A 26195-nucleotide genomic window follows, 5' to 3' on the forward strand; every position below is an offset into this window, starting at 1 on the left:
ATTGCCTTTTACGAAGACGAAGAAAATCAGCCGCACTTTATCACAAAGCACAGACTGATATCAGCGATGGAAAGACGAGAAAAGAAGTGCTGAAAAGTGTTGAGACGTTTAGGTGTCTTGCACCAGTGATGCAATCTCTTGTGCTACTGCTTTGGGAGAGCGTCGATCAGTATTGACCACAAAGTCAGCTGCATCTTGATAAAGCGGATCGCGCAGCGCAAGCAGATCAATAATTTTCTGACGCGGATTTTCGACTTGCAGCAAAGGGCGCTTTTTATCGCGAGCGGTGCGCTCAACCAGCTGCTCGATAGATGCCGTGAGATAACATACAAAACCAGACGCCTTCATCATGTCGCGGTTTTGTACACGCAAAACAATCCCACCACCTGTGGCAATGACTGCATCGCGCTCTTTTGCTAACTCATGTAAAACTGCGGTCTCGCGCTCACGAAAGCCTTCCTCTCCTTCCATATCGAAGATCCAGGGAATGTCGGCCCCCGTGCGCTCTTCTATGACACGGTCGCTATCGCGAAAACTGAGATTTAATTCTGCAGCCAACAAGCGGCCTATTGTAGATTTGCCGGCCCCCATGGGGCCGACCAGAAAGACATTGGGTTTACGCATTAGTTTGAGAGAGTATCCGACATCAACTTGGGAGTGACAAAAATCAACAATTCAGTTTTGAATTGACTATCGATTGTTTTCTTAAATAATCGCCCAAGGTAGGGAATATCTCCCAACAGAGGCACCTTACTTTCGCCCTTGGTTCCCTCGAGCGAGAACACACCACCCAAGACCACTGTCTGACCATTATTTACCAATACTTTGGTCTCCAAACGAGTGATATCCACTGTCGGCACACCTGTTTCGGTGACTTGACCAATCGAATCTTTCCAAACAACCAGATCCATAATAATGCGATTATCCGGTGTTATTTGCGGCGTTACTTCAAGTTTTAACACCGCTTCGCGGAAGCCGGTAGTAGTCCCGCCGCTGGGAGCGCTTTCTTGATAACCAATTTCTTTACCAGATTTGATAATCGCCAGCTGTTTATCACTGGTAATTACCTTCGGCTGGGATACGATCTCAGCATAACCCGATGTCTCTAAAGCACTTAACTCCAAATCAAGAAAAGTATTATCTGTAATCACACCTATTGCCGCAGTAGCCGCATTGGTATTGTTTACAGCCAAGTTCACAACATTATTTTCCGTAATGTTAAGAGACTTATCATCATCAGGCCCTTGATTCCACCAATTATAAGGGCTAGTACCATCATCATCATCCAATCCTTCCTGAGAGCCTGCAAAGTTAATAATTCGCCTATTGTTAGCGTTGAATCCTGCACCACCCCAGCGCACCCCCAACTCACGCTCAAAGTCTGTGTTGGCAATAACAATACGCGCTTCAATCATTACCTGCCGGATTGGAATATCAATCTGATCAACCAAACGTTTGAAGGCTTCAATTCGCTCTGCCGTATCAGTAATAATAATCGAGTTGGTACGCTCATCAACAACACCCTGTCCGCGCTCGGATAGAACACTTCCTGTCGCCTTACTGCCACCCTGACCACCACCGCCACCGCCACCGCCGTCGCCACGGAACAACTCAAACATTTCCTTAGCATTAGCATAGCGAATACGAATATATTCAGTCCTAAGGGGAGCCAGCTCTTCAAGTTGTTTTTTGGTAGTAATTTCCTGACGCTCACGCTCTGCAATTTCTGCTGCCGGAGCAACCATCAGTACATTGCCAACCTGGCGTTTATCCAGCCCCTTATTTTTAAGCACCATCTCTAGCGCCTGATCCCAAGGGACATTTTGCAAACGTAGCGTGATACGCCCCTGCACAGTGTCACTCGCCACCAAATTCAATTCGGTAAAATCAGCAATAATTTGTAATACCGCACGAACCTCGATGTCTTGAAAGTCAAGAGATAACTTTTCGCCGGTGTATTCAAAATCTTTTTTCTTTTCCTGCTTTTCTTGCGCAGTTAGCGGCTTAATGCTCAACACATATTCATTATCAGTCTGATAGGCGAGATAATCAAAATCGCCTCCAGCACTGATGTTAAGCACTGAACTTTCGCCCTCTTGAGTCGCACTCACCAATGAAACCGGAGTGGCAAAGTCAACCACATCCAGCCGACGGCGCAATTCAGGCGGCAACCAAGCATCTCTAAACGATAATTTGACACCGGCGCCAGTACCAACCATGTCAGCACTTACTTTTGGATTGGATAAAGTCACAATCACTCGCCCCTCGCCAGCAGTGCCGCGGCGAAAGTCGATATTGGTGATTTTTGTTTGATTGCCAATAGCATCATTTTCTTTAAACGATGATCTAGTAGCCACTTCGACGGCTGGTCGAGAAATTTGCCCACTATCCGTACCTTTTGCTGCGCCAACTTCCACAACAAAACTATTGCCATCCGTACGGGTTGTATAAGAAGCCAAATCATTAAGATTTAAAATAAGGCGAGTGCGTCCTTCACTAGTCAACACCATTGCACTTTGACCATTATCGACAGCCAGAGGAAAACGACGTTCTTTTAACCCGCTCACAACATCAGGAAAGTCGAGCACAATGCGTGCAGGCTTTTCGATGGTATAGCCCTTGGGAGTAGGCGGCGGCGCATCAAATGACATGCGCACTTCAAAACGCTCACCAGGCAACTGGAAAAAATTAATTTCACTTAATGTACTTGCCAACGCTATAGGCGAAATAACCAAGCCAACAAATGCCAAAACATATTTACGCATATTCAACCCCGGAGTGAATAGAGCACACATATCCGCTTATTCCTTCTCTTCTAATTTAATAATTCTGGGACGTTCAACCCAACCATTGGAACCATCACCCACGATCTCCATCACCTCAATTTGCCCTGAGCTAGTGGATATTATTTTGCCGTGGTTCATCCCCAAGTAATTTCCAACCGTTGCTGGCACAACACTGTTTGCACCATCATCAATAAGCGCCCAAAGCTGGCCACCCTTACTGATAGTGCCTACCATTTTAAGCGAAGTGATATTAAAACCTTCGAGAAACTCTTTTTCTCTAGTCAAATCAGGAGCAACTGCACGCCCACCTTTTGCTGCCGATTCATCGATTGGAATAGGTTTTTCAAAGGGACTGCGCAAAGTCATCGCACTATAAGTGAAAGGCTGGTATGGACTAAACGTAGGCAATGGCTCAATTTGTCCTTTGGGCCTACGCTTTGTCTCTTCCATAAAATTGAGCAAATCCTGCTGTGATGACTGACCGCACCCTACCAAAGCCAGCATACAAACCAATTGGGTAATTAACAGTGACCGTCTCATTTGTCGGCCTCCTGAGACTTGTAGCGATAGGTCTTCGCTAGAATTTTCATATTCAAGGTTTTATTTTCTTTAGACGCCACAATGGAGAAATCATGCAAGGTCACAATACGCGGCATACCGGCAACACCACTGACAAAACCACCCATATCATGGTAACCGCCCTCCGCCGAAATATTAATTGGCACCTCAATGTAATACTCAGCCACCACATCAGGCTGAAAATTAATATTGATATTTGTCAATCCACTCTCACTACCACGAGTGCCTATATCTTCTAAAAGTCCAGGCACTTCGGTTTTGGCAGGCAGGCGCGACAACAAGGAGTCAAATGTAACCTTCATCTCCTCCATTTGCGCCTTGTAGGCATCCAAATTCGCTGCTTCAAAACTGCGTTTTTCAAAAGTTCCTCTCAAAGCTTGCTCTTGTGCGACAGCAGCCTCAAGCTCTAAATTCAAATCACTAATTTTCAGATAATAAGTACCCGCAAAAACCACCGCTATTAACAACAAACAGACAAAAGCTTTAGCGGGCCAAGGCCAAACACCTATCTTTTCAAAATCTATATCGTTTACATCAAATTCTTTAAGCTGTTCGAGGGTATCTTGAAATGACATTTATTTAGCTCCCCCTGTAGTTTTGGCCGGATCAATGGCAGCGTCCACCGGTGCGGAAGTCTCAACCGTCATTTTAAATCTACTCGCATCCTCACCCTCTTCTGGTGCAGCATCGACTGAAATCAAGTTGTGTGAGGCATACCAGTCTGAGGCTTCAAGATTGCGAAGAAAACTAGCAATACGATTGTAGGACTCAGCTACCCCCTCAATTGTCACCACATTACCTTTTCGCTCTGCCGAACTAATCCATACCCCATCAGGAATAGCTCGCGCAAGCTCATCGAAATACCGAACAATAACTGGACGAGTCCCCTCAAGATCGGTGATCACTTTTATGCGCGCCAATAAATCATCGCGAACTTTTTTAATCTCACTAATCTCTTTCACTTGTGCATCAAGCTTTGCAATTTCCTGACTCAGTAATTGATTGCGAAGATTTTGATTTTCAATCGCAGTCTGCACACTGGACACCCACGCATAGGCACCAAAGACCGCCGCCAAGCCAATAGCAACAATAACCCCAAGAAACTCTCGCTTCTTTTCTTGCCGATAAGCCTCGCGCCAGGGCAATAAGTTAATTTTGGCCATTAGTCAAAACTCCTCATTGCCAATCCAGTAACAATCATCAAGGCAGGAGCATCGTTTGCAAGCGACACCGCATTAACTCTGGATGAAACTGACATACGCGCAAACGGATTAGCTACCACAGTTTGCGTTCCTAATTTTTCTTCTATCAAACCAACCAATCCTTCTAACGAAGCAACACCGCCAGCGAGGATGATGTAGTCCACATCATTGTACTGACTAGCGGAGAAGAAGAATTGAAGGGAACGAGTGACCTGCTGCACAACAGCATCTTTAAAGGGAACCAGAACTTCCATCTCGTAGTCATCGGGCAAACCGCCTTGCTTCTTGGCAAGACCTGCCTCCTCGCGTGATAAACCATAGCGCCGCTGAATTTCTTCTGTCAGCTGACGCCCGCCAAACAACTGTTCGCGGGTATAAACGGTTTTGCCATCAACCAGAACACTCAAGGTCGTCATGGTTGCGCCTATATCAATAATCGCAACCACCTGCCCCTCTTGATCTTCCAATTGCTCAGCGATCAATTCAAAGGCGCGCTCCATACAATAGGCTTCAATATCAACTTTTTCCGCTATCAGATCTGAATCAGCCAGCACCTGCTGGCGAACCTCTACGTTTTCACGGCGACATGCCGCCAACAAAACTTCCACCTGATCGGGGTTGCGCGGAGAAATCCCCTGCACTTCAAAGTCAAGTGCAACCTCCTCAAGGGGGAAGGGGATATATTGATCAGCCTCAGCAGCGATCTGGCTTTCCATTGCGTCGTCATTTAAATCCATCGGCATATCGATCATCTTAGTGATCACCGCTGAACCAGCGACAGCAACAGCTGCATGTTTAAGCTTGGTTTTAGACTGCTTGACCATAGACCTGACCACTTCAGCCACTGCGACGGGGTCAGCAATGTTCTTCTCCACCACCGCATTGGGCGGGAGAGCTTTTACGGTATAGGACTCAACGCGGTAGCGATCGCCACTGCGACTAAGTTCAAGCAATTTGACCGAGGTGGAACTGATATCCAACCCGACCACCGGCTTAGCCTTCTTATCGAGGAAACTTAAAATGCCCATTTTTCTATCTATATCCGTAACTTAGACGTTGTTTATGTTATAGCACTTTAACTTAAGCCTGCAACAAACCGATGAATATGTAAACAGGCAAAAAGCCCGTATAATGCCCGCCACCTGCGGCAACCGCGCTAACTCATTAATTCACATAGAAAAAATGTTCAGTAAAAAATCCTTCTTCGGCATTATTTTCTGGCTGTTACTGGCCGGTTTCAGCGTTACTTTGGTGACATTCGCCGGGCTCTATCTTTATTTGAGCCCTAAATTGCCATCGGTTGATTCATTGAGGGAGGTTAAATTACAGACCCCTTTGAGAGTTTATTCAAGCGACGGCAAGTTAATAGGTGAATTTGGCGAACAGCGTCGCACTCCCCTTACCTACAACCAGATACCGCCTCTGTATATAAAAGCACTCCTCTCCGCCGAAGATGCAGAGTTCTTTGAGCATCATGGAGTTTCTCTAAAAGGCATGTTGCGCGCCGCATCACAAATTCTGAAGTCCGGCGCCATTCAATCGGGCGGAAGCACTATTACGCAACAGTTGGCGCGTGATTTCTTTCTCACTCGCAAACAAATCTTCTCACGCAAGTTTAACGAAATCCTCTTATCTATTGAAATTGAACGAAAATTTACCAAGGAAGAAATTCTTGAGCTGTTCAATAACAAAATGTTCTTTGGCAACCGCGCCTATGGTTTGCAAGCGGCAGCCCAGATCTACTATGGCAAGGATATTCACCAACTAAGTATCGCCCAATACGCAATGATTGTCGGTGTATTGAAAGCCCCCTCCGCCTATAACCCACTCGCCAATCTCAAGCGCGCTATGATTCGCCGCAATTGGATTATCGGGCGGATGTACGAGCTAAAACACATCGATCAAGCGACTTACGAAGCAGCAATTAATGAACCCAATACCGCTAGTTACCACGGCACAACATTAGATGTGCAAGCGCCTTATATCTCCGAAATGGCACGCCAGGAAGTATTGGATCGTTTTGGCGACAAGGCTTACTCCGAGGGCTACAAGGTCTACACCAGTGTCGATAGCGCCATGCAGGCAACCGCGCAAGCCGCTGTACTCAAGGGATTGCTGAGCTACGATCAGCGCCACGGTTATCGCGGGCCGGAGCGGCATTTAAAACCCTCAGAGGATGCCGATCTGATCGACTGGCAAGATCAGTTGCAAAACATTCCCACCCTGGGCGGCCAGGAACCTGCCGCAGTGGTAAATGCACAAGCAAAATCGCTACGGGTATTGATGAGCAATGGCGACTTTGTTGATCTGGGATGGGAGCAAGGCTTATCTGAGGTTCGCCCTTACTTGACGGAAGATAGCCGCGGGGGAACCTATAAAGCGGTCACCGAATTTCTCAAACCTGGCGATGTAGTGCGCATCACCAAAGACAGTGACGACCAATGGCGATTTAGCCAAGTGCCCACCATTCAGGCAGCGCTTGTCTCCCTCGACCCACTCGACGGCGCAATTCGCTCGTTAGTTGGCGGCCTCGATTTCAATCAAAGCCATTACAACCGCGCAATTCAAGGAGCGCGCCAGCCAGGCTCCAGCTTTAAACCGCTGATTTATACCGCCGCACTGGAAAATGGCTTCACTCCAGCGTCGATCATTAACGATGCTCCCATCGTGATTGAAAACACCAGCACCGGCATTGCCTGGCGCCCAGAGAATGACGATGGTAAGTTTGTCGGCCCCATGCGCATGCGTCAGGCACTCTATCGCTCACGCAACCTGGTATCGATTCGCCTATTGCGCAGCATTGGCATGCAAACCGCGCTAGACAGCCTCGCCCGTTTTGGCTTTAACCCCAAAGAGTTCCCGCGTGATCTAACCCTCGCACTGGGCACCCACGCCCTCACCCCCATGCAAATGGCCACCGCTTACGCCACCTTTGCCAATGGCGGCTTTAAGGTTGACCCTTATCTGGTCACTCGAATTGAAGACAGCAAAGGCAACATTGTTTACGAGGCACGCCCAAAGCGGGTATGTAAGGAGTGTGAGTTCAACCAACTCAGCTATGCCGATGATGGCAGCCTGATACCGGCAACCCCCAGCCTTGATAACAATGCGCGTGCGCCTCGTATTATTGATGCTCGCATCGCCTACCTGATCGACTCCATGCTGCGCGATGTTGTCGATAAAGGCACTGGTCGGCTAGCCAAACAACTCGGCCGCAATGACATCGCCGGTAAAACCGGGACTACCAACGGCCCACGCGACAGCTGGTTTTCCGGCTACAACCCCAATATTGCCACCAGTGTTTGGGTCGGATTTGATGCAAACACATTATTGGGGCGCAAAGAATTTGGCAGTTCCGCAGCACTGCCTATCTGGATCGATTTTATGCGCACCGCACTGGAGGGAATTCCTGATAAATTGCCGCGCCAGCCAGAGGGGATAGTGACTGTGCGGATCAATCCAGACACCGGAAAACCAGCCATGCCAGGCGATCCAGATGCAATTTTTGAAGTATTTTTAGGTGAAGACACAGGCCGCACTTCGGCTGCAGGTAATGAAAGCAGCGAGCAAGCGACCTTACCGGAAGAGCTTTTCTAACCCTTATCATTCAGTGATTACCCTCATGGACGAGGGCGACCGCAGCTGCATCACCAGCGGCTTAAATTGCTGCGAACGCTTCGACTTTTGCGCACTAATCCAACCGCGCACTTCAATTTTTCGCCCTTTCAACGTCAGCCAATTCTGCTTACGGTAACCAAATAGAGGCCAGTCTTTTTTGGCGACTCGCACCACCAGCTTGCCATCCAACTCCAGCCACAACGCAGAATTAATATCCACCTTAGCGACACGCCCCCTCACCAAACGAAAACCAGTTTCATCGCCGCGCATGGAGGTCCTTGGCAGCGGCTGCCAATAGGGGTCGCGCCACATGCCCAGATGTTTTTTGCGCGCGCCCGACTCAATTGCCGCTAGGCATTTTGCCTGTGCGATATTAGGCGGCACCCCGACTTGCATCGCCATCCCGTTGCGCACCTGCTCTGCCCCCAAACTGCGGCCACTGCCATCATATACATGCGCCAGCAAACGACCGTAGTGATCGCGCCAAACCCAAGCGCACACGGCCTTTAGCTCGCTCGATAAACGCCTGCGCCGCTGCGCGGGATTCTCGCCCGAGCGGCTGACCAGCATTTTTGCCGTGGGTGATTTCCGGTGCATTCACCCCGAGAATGCGTACCGAGCGGCCATCTTGCAGCTTCAAGGTGTCGCCGTCAGATACACGCACTACCTGCAACAGCTCACCGGACGAAGAGCCGCATTCAGCAACAACGTAAACGGAAAATAACAGGCATAAAAAAACGCCGGAAATTTTCATTCCCGGCGTTTTTACTAGCGCAGCTAGCAAAGTGCGATACAAGAAATTAGTCTTTCTTGGCACCAGCGATACGGCTGCCGAAACGCTTGGTGAAGCGATCGATACGGCCACCGGTATCAACAACTTTTTGCTTGCCGGTGTAGAACGGGTGGCAAGAACCACATACGTCAACGTGTAAAGGCTTACCCATAGTTGAACGGGTGCTAAAAGTGTTACCGCAGCTGCAAGTTACTGCGATCTCAACGTAATTTGGGTGAATATCTGCTTTCATGATGATTGCCTTGTGTGATCTGTGCCGCCACCCGGTCGTTGCCGAGCACCGCACATAGGTTTAAAAAACGGCTGTTTTCAGGGAGCGGCGATACTACCAGAAAACCATATCTGCGCAACTGAAAAGAGCAGTTTAGCGCAAAAAATCACCAGCCAGCCTTGCCCTTATCTGCCACTATGTGCCTTTAGCCTACGAAGCTCAGGTCGATTAGGTTATTCTGCCCGCCTCGTTTGGCGACTATCGACCCCATGACCTCAACCACATCGACAGAATTCCTGCTACTGGAAATCGCGCTGCCAGTGCCGCTAAGGCGCTGCTTCGACTATTTATTACCTGCAGGTGTTAGCGCCGATGAACTGCAACCCGGCGTATTGGTGCGTGTGCCCTTTGGCCGTCAGGAATTGATTGGTGTGCTGCTCAGGGTGAAAACCGAAACCGTGCAGGAGTCTGCCAAATTGCGTGCAGCCTTGGCGATTATCGACCCACGACCCGCGCTCGATAACGAATTGCTCGACCTCTGCCTCTGGGCCGCTGACTACTACCAATGCGCCCCCGGTGAAGCCCTGCAAACCGCACTGCCCGCACTCTTGCGCCAAGGCGAACCGGCACAACTGCGCGGCGAGCCGGTATTTCGCCTCACCACTGAGGGTAAAGGTTTACCCGAAGGCGCACTTAAACGCTCCCCCAAACAGGCGGCCTTACTCGCCGCACTGCAAACTCGCCATCAGCTCAGCCGCGCCGATCTAGACTTGCTCGACATTCCGCGCAGCATCGCCAAAACCCTGATCGATAAAGGTCTGGTTCGCATCGATGAAATCACCCCAGTGCAAGCACCGCTGCCCGCACAACTATTGGGTGAGCAGCCGTTAGTATTGAGCGATGAACAGCACAACGCATTTGCGCAGATCGATTACCACCACTTTAAAACCTACCTGCTGGATGGCGCCACCGGCAGCGGCAAAACCGAAATCTACCTGCAAGCCATTGAACAAACCCTCAAGCAGGGCAAACAAGCCTTGGTACTGGTGCCAGAAATAGGCCTGACCCCGCAAACCCTTGAGCGCTTCCAGCGCCGCTTTAATTTGCCAATTGTCGCCCTGCACTCCGGCCTGAATGACCGCGAGCGGTTGGACGCTTGGCTGCAAGCGCGCGACGGTATCGCACGAATTATCATCGGCACCCGCTCGGCATTGTTTACCCCATTAAAAGAACCGGGCATTTTGATTATCGATGAAGAGCATGACGGCTCCTTTAAACAGCAAGATGGCTTTCGTTATTCCGCACGGGATCTCGCCGCCGTTCGCGCCCATCGCCTCGGGATTCCACTGATCCTCGGCTCCGCCACCCCCTCATTGGAAACCCTGCACAACGCCATCCAAGGTCGCTACCAATATCTGCGCCTGAAAGCACGCGCGGGCAAGGCCAAACCGCCTGAAATCCAATTGCTCGATATTCGCGGCGAAATCCTGCACGAAGGTTTTGCGCAAGCCAGTATCGATGCGATTGGCGATACCCTCGACAAGGGCAATCAGGTACTGGTTTTCCTTAATCGCCGCGGTTACGCCCCCACATTGGAGTGTCACGATTGCGGCTGGCTGGCGAACTGCAATCACTGTGATGCACGTATGACCGTGCACCAAACCCCGCGCCATTTGCATTGCCACCACTGTGATCACCAGCGCGGTATTCCCAAGCGCTGCCCGAGCTGCAACAGCAGCAAAATCCAGCCCATTGGCCAAGGCACCGAGCGCAGCGAAGTAGTGCTGCAACAACTGTTTCCTACCCAGAAAGTGATCCGCGTCGACCGCGATTCCACCCGCAACAAAAACGCGATGCAGAAATTATTGGTCGATGTCCATTCCGGCGAACCTTGCATTCTGGTCGGTACACAGATGCTCGCCAAGGGTCATCACTTTGCCGATGTCACACTGGTGGTGATTATCGATGCCGACGCCGGTTTATTCAGCACCGACTTTCGCGGCGCCGAGCGCATGGGGCAACTCTTGTTGCAAGTCGCCGGGCGCGCCGGGCGCGAAGAAAAAAATGGCCGAGTGATTTTGCAGAGCCACCACACCGATCACCCGCTGGTACAAACCCTAGTGCAACAGGGCTATCACGCACTGGCAGATTTGATTCTGCATGAACGCCAAATTACCCAGCTGCCGCCCTATCGCCACTTGGCACTGCTTCGCGCCGAGAGCAAACAAGCCATAGCCGCTGTGGATTTTTTACAAGTCGCACGGCAAATGGCCGAACAACTACAAGCACCGCAACCGCTCTTTAATTACCTCGGGCCACTGCCGGCGATGATGGAAAAACGCGGCGACCGCTTTCGCTACCAATTACAAATCAACAGCGCGCAGCGCAAACCGTTGCAACAATTGCTCAGCCAACTTGCCTTGCAACTAGAGGCATCGCCGCTCGCCAAACGGGTGCGCTGGTCGATTGATGTAGATCCGCAGGAGATGGGATAAACAACCCTAAGTGTAATAACTAACAGACAGCAGCAGGAATTGCAGGCTTAGTGACTCACCTGTGCAATCCCTTTACAATCGCGCCCTCGATGTAACCCAAAAAAGCCAATCCCATGAGTAGAGATTTCGCCAAAAAAGGCCGCGCACCGGCGCGCCGCACGTCATCCAACAATGCCCCCACGCCGCCTTGGCTGTGGTTTGCTGCAGGTTTGGTCTTGGGGGCTTTTGCGGCCAGCCTCTATTTCATTAAAAATCCGGTGACTGCTCCGGCACCAAAAGAAGAACCTAAACCCAAAGTCGTCGATAACAAAACCCCTAAACCGCGTTTTGATTTCTACAAATTACTGCAAGAAAGCGAGACGATTGTTCCGGCCAGCGAAACCATCAACGAAGAAAAACCGGCGCAGGAACAAACTACCGAATATATCTTGCAGGTAGGTTCTTTCCCGCGCGCGGAAGATGCAGACAAATTGCGCGCGCAATTAATTCTGCTCAACCTCGACGCCAATATCGAGAAAGTGGAAATTCGCAAAGGCGAAATTTGGCACCGTGTAGTAGTCGGCCCGTTCAAAACCCAAAACCAACTCACCAGCGCGCGCTCGCAATTGGTTAAAAACGAATACAACGCACTGGTGCTCAAGCGCGCCAAAACCAAATAAGCCCCTTCCCTCAGCCCGCGCCTTGAAAAAGGCACGCGCGCCCCCACTTTTCTGGCTTCTCCGAAGTAAATTTAGAAGGAAGTCCAGTGACAACAATTCTCTCTGTGCGCCGCGAAGGGCAAGTGGTTATCGGCGGCGATGGCCAGGTATCCCTCGGCAATACCGTGATGAAAGGCAATGCGCGCAAAGTGCGCCGCCTTTACAAAAATCAAGTAATTGCCGGATTTGCCGGTGGCACTGCCGATGCATTCACATTATTCGAGCGCTTTGAAGCCAAACTTGAAGCCCACAACGGCCAACTCACTCGCGCGGCGGTCGAACTCGCCAAAGAGTGGCGAACGGATCGCAGCTTGCGGCGATTGGAAGCATTACTCGCCGTTGCCGATAAAGAGGCTTCGTTAATCATTACCGGCAATGGCGATGTGATCCAACCGGAAGACGATTTAATCGCCATCGGCTCCGGCGGTAATTACGCCCAAGCCGCCGCGCGCGCGCTGCTGGAAAACACCCAATTAGATGCGCGCAGCATTGTGGAAAAGGGTTTGAAAATCGCTGGTGATATCTGCGTGTTCACCAACCAATCCCACACCATCGAACTGCTCGATTATTAATTCATTCTTTTAAGAGTTTTTTATGTCCTCCATGACTCCGCGCGAAATCGTGCACGAATTAGATAAACATATCGTCGGCCAAGGCGATGCCAAACGCGCCGTTGCGATTGCGTTGCGCAACCGCTGGCGTCGCATGCAAGTGCCGGCTGATATGCGCAATGAGATCACACCCAAAAATATTTTGATGATCGGCCCAACCGGTGTCGGCAAAACAGAAATCGCGCGTCGCTTGGCCAAGCTTGCCAACGCACCGTTTATCAAAGTGGAAGCGACCAAGTTTACCGAAGTTGGTTACGTTGGCCGCGATGTGGAATCCATCATCCGCGATCTGGTTGATGTCGCCATTAAAATGCGCCGCGAGCAGGCGACCAAATCGGTACAGCATCGCGCCGCCGAGGCAGCGGAAGAGCGCATCCTTGACGCACTCTTACCACCCGCGCGCGATCTCTCCAGCGAAGAAAGCAAACACGAATCCAGCACCCGCCAAATCTTCCGCAAAAAATTCCGCGAAGGCGAGTTGGATGATAAAGAAATTGAAATCGATATAGCCGCTGCCAGCGTCGGCGTAGAGATCATGGCGCCGCCCGGCATGGAAGACATGACCAATCAATTGCAAAGCATGTTTTCATCGCTCGGGCGCGACAAAACCAAAAAAGCCAAACTCACGGTGAAAAAAGCCTTCAAACAATTGCAAGATGAAGAAGCCGCAAAGTTAGTGAGCGATGACGACATCAAAACCCAGGCGATTGAAGCAGCAGAGCAAAACGGTATTGTATTTATCGATGAAATAGACAAGGTTGCACGCAAGGGCAATGTGAGTGGCGCCGATGTGTCGCGCGAAGGTGTGCAGCGCGATTTGCTGCCACTGATCGAAGGCTGCACTGTAACCACCAAACACGGCAGCATCAAAACCGACCATATTTTATTTATCACCTCGGGCGCCTTTCACCTGAGCAAACCGTCGGATTTGATTCCGGAATTGCAAGGCCGCCTGCCGATTCGCGTTGAGCTGCAAGCCTTAACGCCAGATGATTTTGAGCGCATCCTCACCGAGCCAACGGCATCGCTCACTGAACAGCAAGAAGCGCTGCTGAAAACCGAAGGGGTCGACATCACCTTTACTAAAGACGGTATTCGCCGCATTGCGGAAACCGCTTATGAAGTAAATGAACGCACTGAAAATATCGGCGCGCGCCGTTTGCATACAATTTTGGAACGTTTGTTAGAAGATGTATCGTTTGAAGCGGGCGATGGCAACCGCCAAGTGGAGATCAACGCAGCTTATGTTGACGAACATGTGGGCGAGCTGGCAAAAGACGAAGACCTTAGCCGCTTTATTTTGTAATCCCGCGCCCATTTATTAAGTGGCTTCACCATGAACAAAATGCCCAGCAAAATTCAATTGCACAAACAATCGCAACAACTGGAACTGCATTTCGGCGGCGAGCAATTTTTATTGCCCGCCGAGTTTTTGCGCGTGCACTCACCCAGTGCCGAAGTAAAAGGTCACGGCCCCGGGCAAGCAGTGTTGCAATATGGCAAACAAGGTGTGGCGATCAGCACCATTGAGCGCGCAGGCAACTACGCGCTCAAACTGGTGTTTGACGACGGCCACGACAGCGGCATTTACACCTGGGATTATTTTTACGAGCTGGGGAAAAATCAGGAAAGTCTGTGGAACACGTATTTAGATGCGCTGCATCAAGCGGGTAAAAGCCGCGCCAAAGATACCAGCGTAGTGAAATTTATCGGCTGACAACTGGCGCAGATTGCGCCAGCCAAATCAGTACCCTCGTTAATAACCCAAGCGTTAAGCCACCCAATTAATTGCGCCGCTGTAGGCAGTCAGCAAAATCAGCAAGCCAAACGCAATGCGGTACCAAGCAAACACCATAAAGGTGTGATTGCTAATAAATTTCAGCAAAGCGCGCATCACCACAAACGCACTGATAAACGAAGCTACAAAACCCAGTGCAAAAATTTCAATATCCGCCACTTCAATTAAATCGCGCGCGCCCCACATGCTGTACAGCGATGCGGCACTGATCACCGGAATTGCCAGAAAAAAAGAAAACTCGGTCGATGCTTTGCGTGACAAGCCGAAATACATACCACCGATAATGGATGCCCCCGAACGCGACACTCCAGGCACCAACGCCAAGCATTGGCACAGTCCGACCTTGAACGCGCGCGCATAGCTAATAGCATCCATATCATCGGTGTCGGGTTTATAAGCGCGTTTTTCCACCCACATAATCGCCAGCCCACCCACAATAAATCCGGTCGCAACCACATAGGGGCTAAACAACACAGAGCGAATAAAGTCCGCACAGGTGTAGCCAATTAAAATAAAAGGGATAAATGCAATCGCCACATTGATATATAAATTGCGCTCAACGCCGGGTTTGCCCAAGCCTAACAAACTGGAAAATATTTTTTGCCGATACTCCCAGACCACCGCCATCATGGCGCCCATCTGGATAAAGATTTCAAATACAACGCGCTTATCTTTACGCCAAAAATCCATCAACTCGCCCGCCAGAATCAAATGGCCAGTACTGGAAATAGGCAATAGCTCTGTTAACCCCTCAACAATACCCATGATGACGGCTTGTAACATCAGCAGTAAATCCACAATAACTCCCTGATTGGCAAAGTAAGCAATAAAAAGGCGGCGCAAGTCTGCGGCAATTACCCCTTGTTTGCAATCTATGTGCCTATATCGAGGGTGAGGCTAGGTTATACTCGCACCGAACGCATTTCCCCCAAGAGGACAGCACCATGCGCTTATTAACTTACACCTGTTTAATGTCTATCATGCTGATGCTACTCAGCGCATGCACCAACATCCAATATGCCAACGACTACAAAAGCGGTACCGATTTTAGCGGGTTAAAAACCTACAATTGGCGGGCAGTCAGTGTGGATATAGGCGGTATAGATAAAACTGCCCTACAAAAAATCGCCGATGAACAATTGCGCGCACAGGGATTTATTCTGGCCGACACCAGCGCTGAGTTATTGATCGACATGCAGGTATTTTCACGAGTAAGCAAAGGTGGCAACACCAGCATCGGGATTGGCATTGGCTTACCGGTCGGGCGCAATGGCAGCATCGGTTTGGGCACAGGTCAAACACTGGGCAAGGGCAAACAAGAAGGCGTGATAGTGCTTGATATCACCCAAACTAGCAGCAACCAATTAATTTGGCGCGGCAACGCCGAAGGTATTCCGCTAATTAATTTTTCGTTAAAAGCCGAGCAAAAACTGCGCGAAACTTTTAGCAAACTCTTAGCGCCGTTTCCGCCCGCACCCGCCACAAAATAACGCGACAAAACCTCACGACAAAACCCGCAAGCTTCGATCCAGCGCAATCCTATGCTGCGCTGGATTGATGCTGGCAGCATAGGCGATAACCTCCACACCGGCAGCACGCGCAAGCGCTAAAGTGTCTGCATAAGTCTTATCAATATGCGCCGCCGCGCGCACCGATTGAATCCCCGTGTGCTGCACACAAAACAACAACACCGCTCTATGCCCCTGTTCAACCATCGCTATTAATTCACGCAAATGTTTACTGCCGCGCTCACTGACCGCATCGGGGAAAAAACCTTTACCCTCTGCTTCCATCAGGGTCACGTTTTTGACTTCCAGATAACAGAGACGTACATCGCCACTATTTTCACTTAAGAGAAAATCGATGCGCGATTTTTCGCTGCCATACACCACCTCGCGCCGCAGCGTTTGATAACCACGCAATTCGGCAATCACGTCTGCGCGCAGCGCTTGCTCAACCAGCTCATTGGTACGCGCGGTGTTGATCCCTGCCAGATGCCCACCGGGCGCAGTCACCACCTCCAGGGTTTGCGGGTATTTGCGGGTTTTGCTATCGCTCACCGAATACCAGCAGGGGCTTTCGGGCACCAGACAATTTTTCATTGAACCGGTATTGGGGCAATGGATGGTCAACTCCGTCCCATCAGCTAGACGAATATCAGCCAAAAAACGCTTGTAACGTTTGAGTAGCAGCGCAGGATAAAACCGGGACATAGTCGACAAGGCACTCGCAGATGACAAATTCATGGCAAATTGAAGCACAAACGCGCCAATTTGGGGCTATAGTTTTTGCTTGAGACAGGATTGAATACAGTTTGGACAATATAGAAGCAATCCGCTAACAGGCGCGCGAAAAAACGCTAGCACTCGCATTTGTTATCTGATAGCTTGCTCCCCCTTCTAATTCTGCCCACCCGCTGGTGCAGATTATTGCCGATCCAGGAAGTCTTGCGAGGCGCTACTATGGCGAAAAAAACACCCTCTACTGAAACATTTGCACTGCGCCCTTTTACTCCTTATGTGGAGAAAAAAGGCGAAGATTATATGAGCGAAGGTCAAAAGCAGCACTTTAGACAACTGCTGCTCAACTGGCGCTCAGAGCTGATGGAAGAAGTAGACCGCACAGTAACCCACATGAAGGACGAAGCGGCTAACTTTCCCGACCCCGCCGACCGCGCCAGTCAGGAAGAAGAGTTCAGCCTTGAACTGCGCACCCGCGACCGCGAGCGCAAGTTGATCAAGAAAATCGACAGCACCTTGGAGCTGATCGAAAACGATGATTACGGCTACTGCGATGCCTGCGGCGTAGAGATTGGTATTCGTCGCCTTGAGGCGCGCCCAACCGCTACCCTCTGCGTGGATTGCAAAACCCTCGCGGAAATCAAAGAAAAACAAGTCGGCGGTTAATGCCGATTTGATCGAGGCGGGCAGCGCTCGCCTCTTTCATCATGTCAGTCACACCTATCACCCTCACCCCCGCTCGTTTACCCGACGGCAGCACCCCCTCAGGCTATATCGGCCGTTTTGCCCCCTCACCTACCGGCCCATTACATTTTGGTTCGCTGGTCAGTGCGCTTGCCAGTTATTTGGATGCCAAAGCCAATGGCGGACTGTGGCGGGTGCGCATGGAAGATCTCGACCCGCCGCGTGAACAAGCCGGTGCCGCCAGCGCAATCCTGCAAAGTTTGGAAGATCACGGTTTGCAGTGGGATGGCGACGTCATCTATCAAAGCCAGCGCAGCCATGCCTATCAAGCCTGCCTTGATGCCCTATTAAATGCAGGGTTGGCCTATCGCTGCAGCTGCTCGCGGCAAGATTTAACAGCCATGGGCGGTATTTACGATGGCCGCTGCCGCAACCGCCAGCCAAACCCAGAACAAACCTGTTCGGTGCGACTGAAGCTTTACGACCTGCCAGATCGCGTTACCGCAGAGCAGATCCAATTTGACGATTTAATTCAGGGGCGACAAAGCCAACATTTACGCAGCCAAGCGGGCGATCAAATCCTGCAGCGGCGCGATGGCTTTTACGCCTATCAACTGGCCGTAGTAGTCGATGATATAGCCCAGGGCATCACCCATATTATTCGCGGCAGCGACTTGCTAGAGGTAACCGGCAGGCAGCTATTTTTCTTTGAGCTATTAGGCGCACCACTACCGCAATTCGGCCACGTGCCCTTGGCAATGCAAGCCAACGGCCAAAAACTCAGTAAACAAAACCATGCCAAAGCTATTGAAAGCCAACACGCCAGCAGGAACCTATGGCGTGGGCTAGCATTTTTAGGGCAGAATCCCCCCTCTGATTTGGCGGATGCTTCCACATCAGAATGTTTGGACTGGGCCTTGCATCATTGGCAGCGCAGTGCGATTCACGGCTTAAGCCATTTACACCAAGAAGAATAAGAAAACTCAACCCACCGCGCCTTGTGCAAGGGGAACCGAATTATGAACAATCAACGCTTGGTTATTTTGCTGCTGTTAGTGGCCTATATTTTTTCACCCAGCCTGTTTAACTGGATTATCAACCCTGAAGGGGCTTGGTATCGCCCTTATTTAGTCTGGGTGGCCGTGATTGTCATCGCCTTTGTGATGCAGATTCGCCGCAAGAATTACCACGAGTTTGACTAGTTCACCTAGGAATTAGCTCTCCCATAAGACTGATAAGAACTAAAACAATATGACATTTGATCTCAGCCAGGTAGCACTCATCGGCATTAGCTATTTATTGCTGCTTTTTGGCATAGCCTGGATTACCGAGCGCGGCTGGATTCCCGAAGCGGTAACCTCACACCCCATTACCTATATTTTATCGCTGGGTATTTTTGCCAGTGCCTGGGCGTTTTACGGGGTGATCGACCTCGCTTTCCAATACGGTTATGGCGCGCTCGCCTACTACTTGGGCACCGGCGCACTCTTTCTGTTTGCACCGGTTGCATTGGCGCCGCTGGCAGAACTGGCGCGGCGCCATCAGGTACACTCGCTCGCCGATTTGCTGGTGTTCCGCTACCACAGCCACAGCGTGGGCGCGCTCACCACCCTCTGCATGCTGTGCGGCATATTGCCGCTCATGGCACTGCAGATTCAGGCGATCGCCGACACCATGCATATCCTCACAGTGAGCGGCAACCCATCGCTGCCGCTGGCGGGCACTGGCCTCACCTTTAAGGATGTGATGGCACTCTGCTACTGCGCCATTCTCGCCTTTTTTACTATCTCTTTTGGCGCCAACCGCGAACAGCATCGCGGGCTGATTACCGCCATGGCATTCGAGTCCCTACTCAAGGTTTGCGCGCTCTGCGCGGTAGGCTTGGTTGCGGTTTTTGGTGTGTTTGATGGGCTGGAAGGGCTGGACCAATGGCTGCTCGACCATCCGGAAAACCTCGCCCTGTTGCACACCCCCATCCACACAGATTCCGCCCACACCCTGCTATTAGTGTTTGTCGCTACCGCCGTCACCATGCCACATATTTTCCACTTAGGGCTGGCGGAAAACCCATTGATGCGCAACTCGCACACAGTAACTTGGGCGTTTCCACTGTTCTTATTATTGATGGCGCTGCCGATTTTCCCCATCCTGTGGGCGGGCACCGAACTGAGCGTGCCCCTACCACCCCAGTATTACACGCTGGGTGTGCCGATCCTGTTTAATTCGCCCGGCCTAACCCTATTGGCATTTATCGGCGGCTTGTCAGCAGCGACCGGCGCCATGGTGGTAATCTCCCTTGCCCTATCCACAATGGTGATGAACCACTGGCTCCTGCCAAGTCTAAAACTGCGCACCCGTACCGACCTCTACAGCCAGTTGATTTGGTTGCGCCGAATTTTGATCGCCGCCATCTTTTTTGGCGGCTATCTGCTCTATTGGATTCTGGACAACCGCCTCAGCCTCGCTGATTTAGCGATGACCGCCTTTATCGAAACCCTGCAATTCCTGCCCGGCACCTTTGCGATTGTGTTCTGGAGCAAAGGCAACAGACGCGGGATTATTGCCGGTTTGGCGGTGGGCACCAGTATTTGGGCGCTCGGCCTCCTGCTGCCCATATTAACTGGCCTGCAATACATCCAATTACCACTGCCCAGCTGGTCAATCCCGGTCGGTATCGAGTACTGGAGCGAAGTCACACTTATCTCCCTCGGGCTTAATACCCTCTGTTTCGTAGTGATCTCCATGCTCAGCCGCCAAACAGAAGATGAACAATACAGCGCCGACCTCTGCGCCGCTGACGAAATCAGTCACCCGGTGCGTCAAGCGCTGGACGTTCACTCCGCCTCGGAGTTTAAACATCGCCTCGCCAAACCACTGGGTAAAGTAACGGCCAGTCGCGAGGTGGATATAGCGCTAAAAGAACTCAACCTAGGTATCGACGAACGTCGCCCTTACGCCTTGCGCCGCCTGCGCGACCAGATCGAGGGTAATTTATCGAGCCTGATGGGGATTCATGTCGCCAGCGAGATTATGGATAAGTGCATTCCGCATGCGACCGCCGAGGCGCAATCCACCGTCGATATCAACCTGATTGAAAACCGCCTCGCGGAATACCGCAACCATCTCACCGGCATGGCGGCAGAACTGAATACACTGCGTCTATACCATCGCAAAACACTCGAAGAACTGCCGATGGCGGTCTGCTCCCTCGGGCGCGATATGGAAGTACTCATGTGGAACCGCGCCATGTCCGAACTCACCCAAACCCCGGGGGAGGATGTCACCGGCTCTTATCTGGAAGATATCCCTGAACCCTGGTGCAGCCTGCTGATCGACTTCAGCCAGAGCAGCGAGCCGCATTTTTATCGCCGTGAAATCGAACTCAACAACCGCCCACACTGGATCAGCCTGCACAAAGCCAATATTGAGGGGCCAATCACCGCCGGAGTATACGATCAGGTCATGCTGCTGGAAGATGTGACCGAAACCCAATTGCTCGAACAGGAACTGGTGCACTCCGAGCGCCTCGCCTCGGTCGGCCGCCTTGCGGCCGGTGTCGCCCATGAGATTGGCAACCCGATTACCGGCATCGCCTGCCTTGCACAAAATCTCAAATATGACTCTCACGATCCTGCCGAAGTATTGGAAACTGCCGAGCAGATCCTCAGTCAGACCGATCGTGTCGGGCGCATCGTGCAGTCGCTGGTGAGCTTCTCCCACGCTGGTCACGCCAGCAAAACCGAGTTTGAAGCCGTATCGATTCGCGATTGCGCCAATGAAGCCATCAATCTATTGTCGCTGCAAAAAGAGAAAACCCAAGTACTGTTCTGCAATGACATCCCCAAAACCGCCATAGTGGCAGGTGACGCACAACGCATTATTCAGGTTTTTATAAACCTTTTATCTAACGCGCGGGATGCCAGCCCAGAGCAAGGGCGTGTTATGCTTGAAAGTAACGAAGATGAGGATTCGGTAACAGTTTCTGTTACCGACGAGGGGCATGGTATCCCTCCCGAACTGATTGAACGGATTCTCGAACCTTTCTTCACCACTAAAGAACCCGGTGAAGGTACAGGTTTGGGCTTGGCCATGGTGTACAGCATTATCGAAGACCACAGTGGCCATATGGATATCATTAGCCCTGCCGACACAGTTCACCATCGCGGTGCCAGCTTTGTCATCACCCTGCCGCGTCATCTCGACTACTTCATGGATGCATGATCTAAAAAGTGAACCACACCAGCGGCTTACAAGCCTAGCTTGCAAGCTATTGACCCGTAACACTTAACGCAAGACCCGGATAGCTATGAGTAAGATTCTGATTGTTGAAGACGAAACCATCATCCGTAACGCCCTGCGCAAACTGCTTGAGCGCAACCAGTACGAGGTCAATGAGGCCCCGTCGGTAAAAGAGGCGACATCCAAATTCCAATTGAAAGAATTTGACTTGATCATCAGCGACCTACGCCTGCCCGGCGCACCGGGAACGGATTTGATCAAACTGGCAGGTGATACGCCGGTACTCATCATGACCAGCTACGCCAGCCTGCGTTCAGCGGTAGATTCCATGCGCATGGGCGCGGTGGACTATATCGCCAAACCCTTCGACCATGACGAGATGGTCAATGCCGTCAAGCGGGTGATCGGCAAAGCTAAAGCAGCCAATAAAGCGGCGGCAAACGGGCTAACCGCCAGTACCGCAATCGCCGGCATGATTGGCGCGAGCGACGTAATGCAGGATTTGTACAACCGCATCCACAAAGTTGCTCCCACCAACGCTACCGTACTCATTCACGGCGAAACCGGCACAGGCAAAGAGCTGGTTGCCCGTGCACTGCACGAAGAGAGCAATCGCAATAACCACCTGATGATCTCGGTTAACTGCGCGGCAATTCCGGATACATTGATCGAATCCGAACTGTTCGGCTACGAAAAAGGCGCCTTTACCGGCGCAGCCACCAATCGCGAAGGCCTCGTCGCTGCGGCTGATGGCGGCACACTGTTCCTCGATGAAATTGGCGAGTTGCCTCTGGAAGCCCAAGCGCGCCTACTGCGGGTACTGCAAGAAGGGGAAGTGCGCCCGCTCGGCTCAGTTGAATCGCGCAAAGTGGATGTCCGCTTGGTCGCCGCAACTCACCGCGATCTGCGCAAGCTATCCAAAGAAGGCAAATTCCGCGAAGACCTCTATTTCCGTATCAATGTAATGCAATTAGAGCTGCCACCGCTGCGTGAGCGCGGGCGCGATATCATCAATATCGCCGAGTCCCTGCTGCAGCGCTACTGCGCCCAATTTGGCAAAACACAGCTAAAGCTATCCTCGTCTGCTATGGATGCGATCATGAGCTACAACTGGCCGGGCAATGTGCGCGAGCTGGAAAATGCGATGCAGCGCGCGGTGATTCTGTGCGAAGACAGCAACGAAATTGGCGATCACCTGCTCTCCATCGATATGGACGCTCAGGATCTGGACGACAATACCGGGAGCTCACTGTTTGAGCCTGCCCGCCTTGCCAACCGCAACGCTAACGGTGTACCTGCTGCATCAGAAGACCTTTCGCTGGAAGACTATTTCCAGCGCTTTGTACTAGAGCATCAGGACAGCATGAGTGAAACCGAACTGGCACGTAAGCTGGGCGTTAGCCGCAAGTGCCTGTGGGAGCGCCGTCAGCGCCTTGGCATACCGCGTAGCAAATCCACTGCGGCACTTAGCAGCGCCAAATAACAACTCCTTACACAGCAGCACACAGCAAATCCCCAGCAGCTTATCAGCACTGGGGATTTTTGTTTTTTAGTGACATTTATTGATTAATGCGCCACGCATGTTGTTATTAACGCCAAATCGTTACCCCCAAACACGTGAGTGTTACCGCACAAATACTGTTACCGCATTTGTCTTACGTAACAATTTAGTGACAAACATGTAACCGTTCGAAATAACAAAAAGTAATAAGAAGAACCGAAAAAAATGTAACCCATTGTTTTAATTGAACATTTAAAAAGTGGCACGAGTACTGCTTTTAGAGCGCCATAACAAAAACAAATAATAAGAATTAAATGTGAAAATCTAATAACAACAACAAATAATAAAAAACAGAACGAACTTAAAAATAACAACAATAGACAATAAGAAACTGAAACAAACGAATAACAACAAGAAACAATAAGAAACGGAAAATAAAAGAGCATAACAACAACAAACAATAACAAGATAAACTGAATAATAATAACGAAAACAATAACTTAGATAGACCTACGCTAGAAGACAAGAGCAATAAGACACTAAAATAAAGCGGATACTGACTAGGCACGGGATGGGACAGCACGCGAGATTGGATATGGGCACGGAAGCACCCCATTGAATGCCGATTAAAGCACTCCGGTGCTCCCTCCTACGGGAAAGCGAAAGCTTTCCCGTTTTGCTTTCTGAGCCAGATTTTTTACAGATTCGCACCTACACTAAAAACCGAACTAGGATTTCGACCCGATTTCAAAGTAACACACGCGGTAGTATTGTCGTAAAAAACCCCGTGCTTCTGCTAAACTCGCCGCTCTTGTGCAACTGACTGCCTAAACACCAGCGAGACAACATGCTCAAACGCTTGCTAAACCTCTTTACCACCGGCGCCAAAGATTCCAGTAAGGCATCCAATGCGCGCAATAGCGATGGCGCCGCGCTTATCCCGCGCGACCAACACACTATCTCCCGCAAGAACATTAGCCCTGCGGCGATCAAGATTATCAAACAACTGGAAGATGCAGGCTTTGCCGCCTATTTGGTTGGCGGCGGCGTGCGCGATTTACTGCTGGGTAATCGCCCCAAAGACTTTGATGTGGCCACCAATGCCAAACCGGAAGAGGTAAAACGCATCTTCCGCGGCGCACGCATTGTTGGCCGCCGCTTTCAAATCGTCCATGTGCGCATGGGCCGTGAAGTGATTGAAGTGACCACCTTCCGCGGTCACCATGATGAGGCTTCCAGTACGCGCAGTCAGGATGGCATGCTACTGCGCGACAATGTTTATGGCACGCTTGAAACCGACGCTATGCGCCGCGACTTCACCGTCAATGCGCTCTATTACACGCTCAAGGACTTTTCTGTCATTGACTACTGCAATGGTATGGACGACCTCAAACAGCGCACCTTACGCATCATTGGCGACCCAGCGACCCGCTATAAAGAAGATCCAGTGCGTATACTGCGCGCGCTGCGTTTTGCCGCCAAATTGGGCTTTAATCTGGAAGCCAAAACCGCCAAGCCTATCCGTGAGCTGAGCGGTCTACTATTGAACGTGTCCGATGCGCGCCTGTTCGAGGAAGTGCTGAAATTATTTCTGGGCGGGTCAGCCACTGCAACTTTCAGCCTGATGCGCGACTACGATTTACTGACACACCTCTTTCCCGGTACCGATAAAGCACTCAAGTCAGGCGATGAACTAGGCGCCAACCTGATCGAACAATGCATGATCAATACCGATAAACGCATCCGCAGCGAAAAAACCGTCACCCCGGCATTTATCTATGCCGCATTGCTTTGGCCCGCACTGCAGCAACAATTCAAATTGCTCAGCGGACAGATGACCCCCACCCAGGCATGGGCGCAGGCTGCGCAAAATGTTATCAACCAACAGCTCACCCGCACTGCGGTACCCAAGCGCTTCTTAATCCCCATGCGCGAAATCTGGGACTTGCAACAGCGCTTGCCGAGCCGTTTAGGCATGCGTGCACTGCGCACCCTGGATCACCCGCGCTTCCGCGCCGCTTACGACTTTTTGTTGATGCGCGAAGCCGCTGGCGAAGCACTCGATGGCCTGGGTGTATGGTGGACGAATTACCAAACTGCCAGCGATGAAGAGCGCGAGCAAATGGTGAAAGACATAGGCAAACAAAGTGGGGGTAAATCGGCCAGCAAACCGCGTCGTCGCCGCGGCCCGCGCAAACCCAAAACCGATGCCGCACCCGGCGGGAACGAGTAATTCATGGCGCTGGCCTACATAGGTCTGGGTAGCAATCTCGAAGACCCGCTCGCACAAGTGACACGCGCGTTTGCTGAGCTAGCGGATCTTCCCACCACAGCACTGCTGGCGCGCTCGTCGATTTACACCAGCCGCGCCATTGGCCCCGCGCAACCCGACTACACCAACGCAGTCGCCCTGCTCGACACCCAGCTCGCACCCATCGCGCTGTTAGACGCGCTGCAGGCTATAGAGCAAGCCCATCAGCGGGTGCGTGTTCAACATTGGGGGCCTCGCACACTGGATCTGGATCTGCTGCTCTATGGCGACCAGACTATCGCTGTTGAGCGACTGACCGTACCTCACCCTTATCTCAGCCAGCGCAGTTTTGTACTGTATCCACTGGCGGAGATCACCCCGAATTTGCACTTGCCTGATGGCACCCCGCTCGCCGAGTTGCTCAGCTGCTGCCCCGCAGACGGCCTGACGCGCCTGCCATCGCCCGCTTAACAAATTAGTTTCAAGGAG

The 26195-nt window shown here is 51.3% G+C and carries 25 protein-coding genes; 14 read left to right on the top strand and 11 right to left on the bottom strand.

Annotated elements, in window-relative coordinates; all coding sequences use genetic code 11:
* Window positions 1-108: 108 nt before the first annotated feature.
* From aroK to AC2CG4_RS06440, 6 genes are read right to left on the bottom strand one after another with little or no spacing between them, the layout of a single operon-like run.
* Window positions 109-624: a shikimate kinase AroK gene (gene aroK / locus AC2CG4_RS06415; protein ID WP_484485459.1), complete on the bottom strand. Its 516-nt coding sequence runs from the start codon at window positions 622-624 to the stop codon at window positions 109-111.
* Complete coding sequence (locus AC2CG4_RS06420; RefSeq protein WP_484485460.1) at window positions 624-2765, bottom strand: type IV pilus secretin PilQ; 2142 nt, start codon at window positions 2763-2765, stop codon at window positions 624-626. The genes aroK and AC2CG4_RS06420 overlap by 1 nt, the downstream gene beginning before the upstream one ends.
* A 36-nt stretch (window positions 2766-2801) precedes the next feature.
* Window positions 2802-3326 (bottom strand): pilus assembly protein PilP, encoded by a 525-nt coding sequence (locus AC2CG4_RS06425; RefSeq protein ID WP_484485461.1) that lies wholly within the window; start codon window positions 3324-3326, stop codon window positions 2802-2804.
* On the bottom strand, window positions 3323-3940 hold the full coding sequence (locus AC2CG4_RS06430; protein ID WP_484485462.1) for a type IV pilus inner membrane component PilO: 618 nt from the start codon (window positions 3938-3940) through the stop codon (window positions 3323-3325). Before AC2CG4_RS06430 ends, AC2CG4_RS06425 begins: the two co-directional genes overlap by 4 nt.
* A complete protein-coding gene (locus AC2CG4_RS06435; RefSeq protein ID WP_484485463.1) occupies window positions 3941-4528 on the bottom strand; it encodes a PilN domain-containing protein in 588 nt (195 codons plus the stop codon).
* Window positions 4528-5595, bottom strand: coding sequence for a pilus assembly protein PilM (locus tag AC2CG4_RS06440; RefSeq protein WP_062061617.1), 1068 nt, complete (start codon window positions 5593-5595; stop codon window positions 4528-4530). The genes AC2CG4_RS06435 and AC2CG4_RS06440 overlap by 1 nt, the downstream gene beginning before the upstream one ends.
* 103 nt (window positions 5596-5698) lie before the next feature.
* Between AC2CG4_RS06440 and AC2CG4_RS06445 the strand changes: the two genes are divergently transcribed.
* A complete protein-coding gene (locus AC2CG4_RS06445) occupies window positions 5699-8164 on the top strand; it encodes a penicillin-binding protein 1A (RefSeq protein WP_484485464.1) in 2466 nt (821 codons plus the stop codon).
* Between the two features lie 6 nt (window positions 8165-8170).
* Here the strand turns inward: AC2CG4_RS06445 and AC2CG4_RS06450 are convergent, their stop codons facing one another.
* The 3 genes from AC2CG4_RS06450 to rpmE are packed head-to-tail and all read right to left on the bottom strand — an operon-like array spanning window position 8171 to window position 9210.
* Window positions 8171-8686, bottom strand: a complete 516-nt coding sequence (locus AC2CG4_RS06450) for a thermonuclease family protein (RefSeq protein ID WP_484485465.1) — start codon at window positions 8684-8686, stop codon at window positions 8171-8173.
* Window positions 8631-8981: a thermonuclease family protein gene (locus tag AC2CG4_RS06455; protein ID WP_484485466.1), complete on the bottom strand. Its 351-nt coding sequence runs from the start codon at window positions 8979-8981 to the stop codon at window positions 8631-8633. Before AC2CG4_RS06455 ends, AC2CG4_RS06450 begins: the two co-directional genes overlap by 56 nt.
* Window positions 8982-8985: 4 nt before the next feature.
* Window positions 8986-9210, bottom strand: coding sequence for a 50S ribosomal protein L31 (gene rpmE, locus AC2CG4_RS06460; protein ID WP_484485467.1), 225 nt, complete (start codon window positions 9208-9210; stop codon window positions 8986-8988).
* Between the two features lie 248 nt (window positions 9211-9458).
* Here rpmE and AC2CG4_RS06465 point away from each other — a divergent pair, with 248 nt between their 5' ends.
* The 5 genes from AC2CG4_RS06465 to AC2CG4_RS06485 all read left to right on the top strand — a co-directional run bounded on the left by AC2CG4_RS06465 (window position 9459) and on the right by AC2CG4_RS06485 (window position 14710).
* On the top strand, window positions 9459-11684 hold the full coding sequence (locus AC2CG4_RS06465; RefSeq protein WP_484485468.1) for a primosomal protein N': 2226 nt from the start codon (window positions 9459-9461) through the stop codon (window positions 11682-11684).
* Between the two features lie 113 nt (window positions 11685-11797).
* Window positions 11798-12343, top strand: coding sequence for an SPOR domain-containing protein (locus AC2CG4_RS06470; RefSeq protein ID WP_484485469.1), 546 nt, complete (start codon window positions 11798-11800; stop codon window positions 12341-12343).
* A gap of 86 nt (window positions 12344-12429) precedes the next feature.
* Window positions 12430-12954, top strand: a complete 525-nt coding sequence (gene hslV, locus AC2CG4_RS06475; protein WP_484485470.1) for an ATP-dependent protease subunit HslV — start codon at window positions 12430-12432, stop codon at window positions 12952-12954.
* A gap of 22 nt (window positions 12955-12976) precedes the next feature.
* Entirely contained in the window at window positions 12977-14299 is a 1323-nt protein-coding gene (hslU, locus tag AC2CG4_RS06480; RefSeq protein ID WP_484485471.1) for an ATP-dependent protease ATPase subunit HslU, read from the top strand.
* Window positions 14300-14329: 30 nt separating this feature from the next.
* Complete coding sequence (locus tag AC2CG4_RS06485; RefSeq protein ID WP_484485472.1) at window positions 14330-14710, top strand: gamma-butyrobetaine hydroxylase family protein; 381 nt, start codon at window positions 14330-14332, stop codon at window positions 14708-14710.
* A 54-nt stretch (window positions 14711-14764) separates the two neighbouring features.
* Here the strand turns inward: AC2CG4_RS06485 and AC2CG4_RS06490 are convergent, their stop codons facing one another.
* Window positions 14765-15589, bottom strand: coding sequence for an undecaprenyl-diphosphate phosphatase (locus tag AC2CG4_RS06490; RefSeq protein ID WP_484485473.1), 825 nt, complete (start codon window positions 15587-15589; stop codon window positions 14765-14767).
* Window positions 15590-15735: 146 nt separating this feature from the next.
* Here AC2CG4_RS06490 and AC2CG4_RS06495 point away from each other — a divergent pair, with 146 nt between their 5' ends.
* Complete coding sequence (locus tag AC2CG4_RS06495; RefSeq protein ID WP_484485474.1) at window positions 15736-16281, top strand: DUF4136 domain-containing protein; 546 nt, start codon at window positions 15736-15738, stop codon at window positions 16279-16281.
* A 12-nt stretch (window positions 16282-16293) separates the two neighbouring features.
* Here the strand turns inward: AC2CG4_RS06495 and sfsA are convergent, their stop codons facing one another.
* Complete coding sequence (gene sfsA, locus AC2CG4_RS06500; protein ID WP_484485705.1) at window positions 16294-17004, bottom strand: DNA/RNA nuclease SfsA; 711 nt, start codon at window positions 17002-17004, stop codon at window positions 16294-16296.
* A gap of 249 nt (window positions 17005-17253) precedes the next feature.
* Here sfsA and dksA point away from each other — a divergent pair, with 249 nt between their 5' ends.
* From dksA to folK, 7 genes are all read left to right on the top strand, one after another.
* Window positions 17254-17697: an RNA polymerase-binding protein DksA gene (dksA, locus tag AC2CG4_RS06505; RefSeq protein ID WP_062061654.1), complete on the top strand. Its 444-nt coding sequence runs from the start codon at window positions 17254-17256 to the stop codon at window positions 17695-17697.
* 41 nt (window positions 17698-17738) lie between these two features.
* Window positions 17739-18692: a tRNA glutamyl-Q(34) synthetase GluQRS gene (gluQRS, locus tag AC2CG4_RS06510; RefSeq protein WP_484485475.1), complete on the top strand. Its 954-nt coding sequence runs from the start codon at window positions 17739-17741 to the stop codon at window positions 18690-18692.
* A gap of 42 nt (window positions 18693-18734) precedes the next feature.
* The gene (locus AC2CG4_RS06515) at window positions 18735-18917 is read left to right on the top strand and encodes a hypothetical protein (protein ID WP_062061659.1); all 183 of its coding nucleotides are present in this window, start codon (window positions 18735-18737) and stop codon (window positions 18915-18917) included.
* Between the two features lie 49 nt (window positions 18918-18966).
* Window positions 18967-21936, top strand: a complete 2970-nt coding sequence (locus AC2CG4_RS06520; protein ID WP_484485476.1) for an ATP-binding protein — start codon at window positions 18967-18969, stop codon at window positions 21934-21936.
* Between the two features lie 85 nt (window positions 21937-22021).
* Window positions 22022-23437 carry a sigma-54-dependent transcriptional regulator gene (locus tag AC2CG4_RS06525; RefSeq protein WP_484485477.1) on the top strand — a complete coding sequence of 472 codons (1416 nt, stop codon included), beginning with the start codon at window positions 22022-22024 and terminating at the stop codon, window positions 23435-23437.
* An 865-nt stretch (window positions 23438-24302) separates the two neighbouring features.
* The gene (gene pcnB / locus AC2CG4_RS06530; protein WP_484485478.1) at window positions 24303-25688 is read left to right on the top strand and encodes a polynucleotide adenylyltransferase PcnB; all 1386 of its coding nucleotides are present in this window, start codon (window positions 24303-24305) and stop codon (window positions 25686-25688) included.
* A 3-nt stretch (window positions 25689-25691) separates the two neighbouring features.
* On the top strand, window positions 25692-26177 hold the full coding sequence (gene folK / locus AC2CG4_RS06535) for a 2-amino-4-hydroxy-6-hydroxymethyldihydropteridine diphosphokinase (protein ID WP_484485479.1): 486 nt from the start codon (window positions 25692-25694) through the stop codon (window positions 26175-26177).
* Window positions 26178-26195 lie beyond the last annotated feature (18 nt).

The sequence above is a fragment of the Cellvibrio sp. ATLC23 genome, from assembly GCF_057196725.1.

Bases quoted from the DNA above. Each gene is read 5' to 3' on its own strand.
- aroK (WP_484485459.1), bottom strand. From the start codon at position 624: ATGCGTAAACCCAATGTCTTTCTGGTCGGCCCCATGGGGGCCGGCAAA.
- AC2CG4_RS06420 (WP_484485460.1), bottom strand. From the start codon at position 2,765: ATGCGTAAATATGTTTTGGCATTTGTTGGCTTGGTTATTTCGCCTATA.
- AC2CG4_RS06425 (WP_484485461.1), bottom strand. From the start codon at position 3,326: ATGAGACGGTCACTGTTAATTACCCAATTGGTTTGTATGCTGGCTTTG.
- AC2CG4_RS06430 (WP_484485462.1), bottom strand. From the start codon at position 3,940: ATGTCATTTCAAGATACCCTCGAACAGCTTAAAGAATTTGATGTAAAC.
- AC2CG4_RS06435 (WP_484485463.1), bottom strand. From the start codon at position 4,528: ATGGCCAAAATTAACTTATTGCCCTGGCGCGAGGCTTATCGGCAAGAA.
- AC2CG4_RS06440 (WP_062061617.1), bottom strand. From the start codon at position 5,595: ATGGGCATTTTAAGTTTCCTCGATAAGAAGGCTAAGCCGGTGGTCGGG.
- AC2CG4_RS06445 (WP_484485464.1), top strand. From the start codon at position 5,699: ATGCCCGCCACCTGCGGCAACCGCGCTAACTCATTAATTCACATAGAA.
- rpmE (WP_484485467.1), bottom strand. From the start codon at position 9,210: ATGAAAGCAGATATTCACCCAAATTACGTTGAGATCGCAGTAACTTGC.
- AC2CG4_RS06465 (WP_484485468.1), top strand. From the start codon at position 9,459: ATGACCTCAACCACATCGACAGAATTCCTGCTACTGGAAATCGCGCTG.
- AC2CG4_RS06470 (WP_484485469.1), top strand. From the start codon at position 11,798: ATGAGTAGAGATTTCGCCAAAAAAGGCCGCGCACCGGCGCGCCGCACG.
- hslU (WP_484485471.1), top strand. From the start codon at position 12,977: ATGTCCTCCATGACTCCGCGCGAAATCGTGCACGAATTAGATAAACAT.
- AC2CG4_RS06485 (WP_484485472.1), top strand. From the start codon at position 14,330: ATGAACAAAATGCCCAGCAAAATTCAATTGCACAAACAATCGCAACAA.
- AC2CG4_RS06495 (WP_484485474.1), top strand. From the start codon at position 15,736: ATGCGCTTATTAACTTACACCTGTTTAATGTCTATCATGCTGATGCTA.
- sfsA (WP_484485705.1), bottom strand. From the start codon at position 17,004: ATGTCCCGGTTTTATCCTGCGCTGCTACTCAAACGTTACAAGCGTTTT.
- dksA (WP_062061654.1), top strand. From the start codon at position 17,254: ATGGCGAAAAAAACACCCTCTACTGAAACATTTGCACTGCGCCCTTTT.
- gluQRS (WP_484485475.1), top strand. From the start codon at position 17,739: ATGTCAGTCACACCTATCACCCTCACCCCCGCTCGTTTACCCGACGGC.
- AC2CG4_RS06515 (WP_062061659.1), top strand. From the start codon at position 18,735: ATGAACAATCAACGCTTGGTTATTTTGCTGCTGTTAGTGGCCTATATT.
- AC2CG4_RS06520 (WP_484485476.1), top strand. From the start codon at position 18,967: ATGACATTTGATCTCAGCCAGGTAGCACTCATCGGCATTAGCTATTTA.
- AC2CG4_RS06525 (WP_484485477.1), top strand. From the start codon at position 22,022: ATGAGTAAGATTCTGATTGTTGAAGACGAAACCATCATCCGTAACGCC.
- pcnB (WP_484485478.1), top strand. From the start codon at position 24,303: ATGCTCAAACGCTTGCTAAACCTCTTTACCACCGGCGCCAAAGATTCC.
- folK (WP_484485479.1), top strand. From the start codon at position 25,692: ATGGCGCTGGCCTACATAGGTCTGGGTAGCAATCTCGAAGACCCGCTC.